This is a genomic window from Ruminococcus sp. CAG:379, from assembly GCF_000434255.1.
Taxonomy (GTDB): domain Bacteria; phylum Bacillota; class Clostridia; order Oscillospirales; family Ruminococcaceae; genus Ruminococcus_F; species Ruminococcus_F champanellensis.
In genome coordinates, this window is record NZ_FR894850.1 from 1 (window position 1) to 4,462 (window position 4,462).

At 48.9% G+C, this 4,462-nt stretch carries 3 protein-coding genes; all 3 read right to left on the bottom strand.

Going from position 1 to position 4,462, the window contains the following annotated elements:
- Positions 1-22 precede the first annotated feature (22 nt).
- Complete coding sequence (locus QVO51_RS03065; RefSeq protein WP_022357186.1) at positions 23-1,006, bottom strand: hypothetical protein; 984 nt, start codon at positions 1,004-1,006, stop codon at positions 23-25.
- Positions 1,007-1,252: 246 nt separating this feature from the next.
- A complete protein-coding gene (locus QVO51_RS03070; RefSeq protein WP_022357187.1) occupies positions 1,253-1,888 on the bottom strand; it encodes a hypothetical protein in 636 nt (211 codons plus the stop codon).
- 1 nt (position 1,889) lies between these two features.
- Positions 1,890-4,462, bottom strand: a 2,573-nt coding sequence (locus tag QVO51_RS03075; RefSeq protein WP_288167798.1) for a vWA domain-containing protein, incomplete at its 5' end; no start/stop codon positions are given.

Genomic DNA, 4,462 nt, shown 5'->3' on the forward strand with positions numbered 1-4,462 from the left:
TTACAGACTTTTTTTCAGAGGCTCAGTAATCGCCAAAGGCATCAATCCTGCTCGTGCTGTTTTCCATCCCTTCTTCGAGACCTTCCCGATTTTCCAACAGTGGCAAAACCTCCGGCAATTCATAGCTTTCCAGCAGATTTCCATTCAGATCGTATACCCGTAAACAAGGAACCTTTCCCTTTTCAGACTGGGAATACTCATAGAGCTTATTGTCGTTGACTGTATACCGGTAATTTTCGCTCCTGCTATATTCCTTTGTAACAATTTCTCGTTCTCCTGTTTCGCTGAACAGCACAACATGGTATGTATAACGAATCCCATTTATTTCGTCTCCGCTTTCGGTCACATAGGTTTCAACATATTCTTTGTCATTTACCGGATAAGTCTTAATGAACGATGCTGAGTCTTCCAAGTCCCCTTTTTTTATGACCTCTACGCTATCCTGTTCTGTATCCAATGCATAGCGAACGGTCGTTCCACCTGCATAGGAAGCATAGATTCGACCATCCGCATATGCGCACACACCCTCACCAACACCATACTGCCATTGTTCCAGTCTACCCTCTATATCTGTGGATTTCCCTGTATTCAGATCGTATTTGTAAAATACAACGTCACTAGAATCACTAAAAGTACAGATATCTTTTTGCAGGTACAGGATGTTGTCTTTTAGAAAGAACGGGCTCAAGTAATCATACTGCTGGTCTTTCAGTGGAACAAACGCATCATATTGAAAATCACGGATCAAATCCTCCTGTAAGCTCGGAAAAACCGTAGATAATTGAGGCTGCACCAGTTTGAATTCTGACTGCACGATGGGATCCATTGGCTCAGTTGCAGTAGAATCCGTAGATGTGGAGGCGGCAGTTGCAATAGAAGTCGTAGATGCAGTAGAAGTCACAAGCTCTGCTTTGCTGTCTGTTTCGTTTTGGGAGCTGGTTTTCTGGCAGGCACACAGAAATGTCGTAAGGACAAGCAATACGGGGATAGCGGTATGTAATTTCATAGTGAGTACCTCCATTTCTCATGTATATTTCCATGGATACTTCATACATGGATTCTATCATATTATTTTAAATTTGTCAAGTGCTTTTAAAAAAATAAGGCTATACGGCGAAAGAAGGCTTGTAAAACAGGCTGTTGCGGCACGGTTGTCTTTACAACAGTCCTTCAAATACGCATATGTAAGGATCTTTTTTCCGAAACGCAAAAAGCAGCGATGTGATATACACACCGCCGCTTTTACAAGCGCTTACTCCTGATAGTAGCAAATCAATGGCTGGGCATTGTGAAAAATGGCATAGGACACCTTTCCGTACCGATCCTGTATCTGATATGCGCTACAGTCCTGCAAGCCCTGCTCCCGTAGAAAGTCTGGCGCAAGATTCGCCGGAATATGGATCAAATCCGCCACATTGGATACGGGTGTCCCAAACAACTCTGTCTCTTGTTGCAAAGCTGCTGCACGTTCCGGATCCATCCGGAAAGAAAGCATGAACGTGGGGCGTCCAATGATCCCCTCCCCCAGCACCCGAAACTGCACATTGGCAGCCTGATCCGGAATTTGCGCCGGAAAAGTGGGGATCCGTCCGGACGCATAATAGTGGGGATAGGTGTACGCCGGACGAAAGGCAAAGACGCCGTTGACAAAGGGCATTGCCAGTCCGGAGGCAATGGCAAAGAAGATCAGAACGCCGACAAATTTGCTTCCCTTTCTCTCCCCATCCGGCTTTTGTTTCAACAGCCTGAACAGCAGCATGCATGCACAAAGCAAAAGCAGAACCGCCGCAAGGGCGCAGCCTGCCTGCCCATAATACAGCCCGTGCCATGCACTCCAGCATCCGGCTGCACCAAAGAGGAGTGCAGCCAGCACATCTTTTCCCTTCATCTTAGTTTCCATTCCACTCAAAGGTTTCGGTATAATAGCCTACCACGTCAAATGGCTCTGCGTAATCAAAATACGAAAGAATGACATATCCATCGTTTGTCACAAAGCCCACTTCATTTTCCTCGCCATCCACCGGATCCGGCTCATAGAAATCATAGCGATCCACTACATAATAATTGACTGTTGCCCGATACTTGGTTCCGTCATAGGTACATGTAGCAGTCATCACCGCATTGCACTTATTCAGAGACGCCCATGCGTCAGCATTGTTCGGATCCAGAATACCGCCGTCCAGATACCATGCAGTAAAGCTGGAATCCGGTGTGGTTGTAATGATGCGTGTTTCGCCGGGCTTCAGCGCCTGCTCAAATGCGGTCTTTAATTTGCCGATGTTCTTGTTGTAGCATGTCTGTCCGCCGGTCGTGGCTGTTACCATATCGGTAGCGTCAAAGACCATCGTACCGCCGATGTTGGAATTGTAATACAGCAGCATATATGCCGCATTGTTGATATTGCGATTGCCTACAAAGTGTACACCCGGAATCAGACTTAGTGCCTTGCATCCCAGATCCCATGTAAGAAATACCAGATCTCCCACATAGCCTGCCTCCCAGGTTGCCGCTGCTCTGGCACGAAGCGTCTGCAGGTACGCAAAGCCCTTCAGAGGATGCTCGATCATCCAGGGGTAACGTTTGGAAACCACCTCATGCTCATAGTCGGCTTCGTTTTCCTTTATATCCTGAATGTATTGGGGCATCTGGAAATCATCAATGGAATCGGTCAGCTGAAACTGCACCGATCCGTCGATCAACCCGAAATGCACAGTGGGATCCGGATCCTTTGCATCCGGGATCCCGTCTCCATCGCTGTCCATTTTGTTCGGGTCGCTGGCTGCACGGCAAAGTACACAGCTGTACTTGCCGTTGACGAACTCCATTACATTTGCAGTAGGTGGCCCCATCAGTTCCTGGTAATCCGTTACTCCATCTCCGTCCGAATCCGGGTTCAGCGGATCGGAATACCAAACGGTGCCGTTCTGGATCTTCATGCCCCTGGACTCGTAAACATCATACAGACCGTCCCCGTCCGCATCGGTAGTATCCACAGCGCTGACAGTTTCGCCCCGGATGGCTTCCACCTGGCTGACCACTTCTTCTGTGGTTGCCGCATAATAGTATTCGCCGCCGGTCTCGTCCGCAATTTTTTGCAGCAGATCATTGTCGCCGCTTACCACATTGATTGTGTATACCGCAATACCTGCTGCTTTTGCCGCATCCACGGTACCCTGTATGTAATTCACATCCCCATCGCAGATCATAATGATCATTTTGGAGGCATCACTTCTGCCCTGGTCAGCCAGAATGCTGATGGTCTTGGACAGGCCCACATCAGTATTGGTGCCATACAGATCCCTCAGCTGGTTGATTCTGCTGCGCATCACCTCTTTGGAAGCCCCATAGCCTGCCACCAAGTAAGCGTTATCACTGAACGAAACCATGCAGGCTTTGTCCTGGGGCAGCATCGCATCAATAAAAGTATTCAAGGCAGTCTTTGCCTTTGCCAGTCGATCTCCGTACATGGAACCGGATACATCCACGCACAAGCCAATGTCGTAAGGCTCCAGCTGGGAGGTGCCTGCATCGCCGCTTCTGTAATCGATGTTTTCACGCCAGCAATCATACCAGACCTCACGATCCACAACCAGATAGGTGGAGAAATGGGTGGTGGTATAGGAAACCGTATGGGCATTGGTATCCACAACGGTGTCCTTGTCCAGGATCACATATCTTCTGTTTTCCCGGTCATACCACATGACTGCCAGGTTCTCTGCCGGTGTATCTCCCAGCAGTGCCTCATCATAGGTAAAGGTGATCTTGGCGGAAGTAAAGGAGGCATCCGATGTGATTTCAATGGGGGCACTGAGTGCGCCCACTACATTTGCAGAAAGGGTATCCTCCTTTTCAATGTTCCGGATGGACAGATGCTGATTCAGGTTGCCACCCACGTTCATGGTAACGGAAACATTATCGAACAGGGGCTTTTCCGTGCTTTCCAAAGCAGTTTGCACGGACTGTGTTCTGACTACCGGATTTTCCTTGATGCCAGTGGGGTCAATCCCCTGCGCAACAGCCTCGCCATCGGAAATGCCATCTCCGTCAGTGTCCCGCACCAGGGGATTGGAGCGATATTCGCCCACCTCTGCACCATCGGACAGACCGTCCCCATCCGTATCCGGCTTCAGCGGATCCGTTCCGTAAATAAACAATTCCACATTGTCCGCAATGCCGTCCCCATCCGTATCTGCATTTTCAGGATCGGTTCCATAAAGATCCTCCACATATGCGTTCATGGTATCTCCGTCTGCATCGCTCAGATCCACCAGCAGATTTTTCTCATTCTCCTGGCTGGAATTGTTGAACCGGATGGTTTTGGTGGCAGTCGTACCATCCGACAGCTCCGCCATCAGGGTGATCACATTGACTCCCTGGATCAGTCCCATATCACGGATGGACCATGCTTCACCGAGGAGAACCCCATAAAAGTACACCCAAATATTATTTACTCCACATTCTG